This window comes from Aureimonas sp. AU22, from assembly GCF_001463745.1.
Classification (GTDB): Bacteria; Pseudomonadota; Alphaproteobacteria; order Rhizobiales; family Rhizobiaceae; genus Aureimonas.
In genome coordinates, this window is record NZ_BBWJ01000009.1 from 1 (window position 1) to 1732 (window position 1732).

At 74.1% G+C, this 1732-nt stretch carries 2 protein-coding genes; both read right to left on the minus strand.

What is annotated here, in order from left to right; translation table 11 throughout:
• Positions 1–782 (minus strand): adenosylcobinamide-phosphate synthase CbiB (gene cbiB, locus AUL34_RS03380; protein ID WP_061931203.1); only part of this gene is annotated, 782 nt, incomplete at its 3' end.
• Positions 779–1732: threonine-phosphate decarboxylase CobD (cobD, locus tag AUL34_RS03385; protein WP_061931206.1), on the minus strand; the 954-nt coding region annotated here is incomplete at its 5' end. The genes cbiB and cobD, both read right to left, overlap by 4 nt.

The window sequence follows — 1732 nt, forward strand, 5'->3', positions numbered from 1 at the left end:
CCCGCCGCTGCGGCTTCCGGCCAGCCGGCATTGGGCGAGCGGTGGCTCGGACCATCGGCCAGCGCCGCACGCAGGGCACGACGGCCGGCGGCGAAATTTGAACCGAGCCAGGCTGCAAGCGCGAAGAGGGCGGCGGTGAGGCGTGCCGGCACCCAGTTGGCGAGGTCGTCGAGCCTCGCCGCCGCCCAGCCGAAGGCGCGGTGCCGCTCGCTCATGTGCCCGATCATGGAATCGGCGGTGTTCAGCATCTTGTACGCGAAGAGACCCGGCAGGCCAGAAAGGACGAGGTAGAACCACGGCGCGACGACCCCGTCCGAGGCGTTCTCGGCAAGGCTCTCGATCGCCGCGCGCGACACGCCCGCCTCGTCCAGCGCGTCCGGGTCGCGCCCGACGATCATCGATACCGCGCGGCGCCCGGCGGCGAGACCGTCGCCCTCCAACGCGCGGCCCACGCGGGCGACATGATCGGCAAGGCTCTTCTGGGCCAGAAGCACCGAGGCGACGAGCGCCTCCAGCGCGAAGCCCGCCCAGCCGAGGGGGTGCAGGAGCCGGTGGAGGATGTGACCGAGGAGACCCGCGATCAGGAGGAGCGCGAGGGTGGAGACGACTCCCGCCACCCGCCGCAGCTTTGGCGTCCAGTGCGGCCGGTTGAACCGGCGATCGGCGGCTGCGATCAGCGCGCCGAAGCCGGCGACGGGATGGGGAACGCGCCGCCACAGCCAGTCGGGGTCGCCGATGACCCGGTCGAGCCCCAGCGCGAGAAGGCCGAGTGCCGCGCTCAAGCCCCGACGTCCGCCCGCGCTTGCCCGAGCGCTGCCCGCAGCCGCTCCGCCTCCGCCCCGTCGCGCACCGTGCCCAAGCGGAGCCAGTCGGGTTGCCCGGCGAAGGGGCGCACGAGGATGTGTCGGCGCCCCAGCGCCTCGAATACGGCGTGGGCGCGAGGCATATCGACCAACGAGAACAGCGCCGCGTCCCCCCGCGGCGAAAGCCCCGCCGCACCGATCGCGCCGCGCGTGAGGGCCGCGCGCCGGGCGATGTCTCGGCGCAGCGCCGCGACGCCGTCGGTGTCCGCCATCAACCGCGCGCCCACAGCGAGCGCCGGCCCGGAGACGGACCAGGGGCCGAGCCGAGCGGCGATCCTGGCGGCGAGTTCCGGCGTCGTCAGCGCGAAGCCGAGACGCAGGCCCGCCAGGCCGAAGAACTTGCCGAAGGAGCGCAGGACGACGAGCCCCGGCCGCCTCGCATCGGGGCCGAGGCTCTCGCGCGGATCGGCATCCATGAAGGCCTCGTCGACGACCAGCCAGCCGCCGCGCGCGCTCAAGCGGTCGCAGAGCGCCAGGAGCGCGGGGCGCGCGAACCGTCGTCCGTCGGGATTGTTGGGGTTCACGACCACGACGACCTCAGCCGTTGCGGGCGCCGATGCGGGATCGGCGAGCGCCGAGACCGTGTGCCCCGCGGCTTGGAACGCGCGCGCATGCTCGGCATAGGCGGGGGTGAGGATCGCTGCCTCGCCGGCGGGCAGAAGATGCGGCAGGAGCGAGATCAGCGCCTGGCTGCCGGGGGCCGCAACGATGCCCGCGCCCTCCGGCGCGCCGTAAAGGCGCCGGGCCGCCTCGCAGGCGTCCCGCTCCAGCTCCCCTTCCGGCAGACGGGTGAAGAGGTCGAGCTCCAGCGGCGGCAGCGGCGGGGGCACAGGATTGATGCCGGTGGACAGGTCGAGCCAGTCCTCGCG